This is a genomic window from Pseudomonas sp. SIMBA_067 (genome assembly GCF_046534675.1).
Classification (GTDB): Bacteria; Pseudomonadota; Gammaproteobacteria; order Pseudomonadales; family Pseudomonadaceae; genus Aquipseudomonas; species Aquipseudomonas putida.
In genome coordinates this window covers 1-320 of record NZ_JAWRYH010000198.1, presented here as the reverse complement: position 1 = coordinate 320, position 320 = coordinate 1, and the positions used below count along the sequence as shown (strand labels likewise).

The window sequence follows — 320 nt, the reverse complement described above, 5'->3', positions numbered from 1 at the left end:
AAACCTGCTTCCATTATTCGGTGACGTCAGCGTTGAAGTACTTCTCGGACAGCTTCTTCAAGGTGCCGTCAGCGCGCAGCTTGTCGAGGGCCTTGTTCACGGCGTCGAGCAATTCAGGCTCACCTTTGCGCAGGGCGATACCGGCTTCCTGGCGGGAGAAAGCAGGGCCGGCAGCGGCGGTGTCCGTGGCTTTCTTGGCGTATTCGAGGGCGGCCAGACGGTCGATCAGGATGGCATCGGTACGGCCGATGCGCAGGTCCTGGAACTTGGTCGGGTCATCGTTGTAGGTCTTGATGATGGCTTTGGGTTGGTTGTCCTTG

Annotated in this window: 1 protein-coding gene; it reads right to left on the bottom strand. The window is 59.4% G+C overall.

The features are described from left to right. Positions 1 to 13: 13 nt before the first annotated feature. A partial coding sequence (locus SB765_RS28710) for a transporter substrate-binding domain-containing protein (protein ID WP_410932369.1) occupies positions 14 to 320 on the bottom strand: 307 nt, incomplete at its 5' end.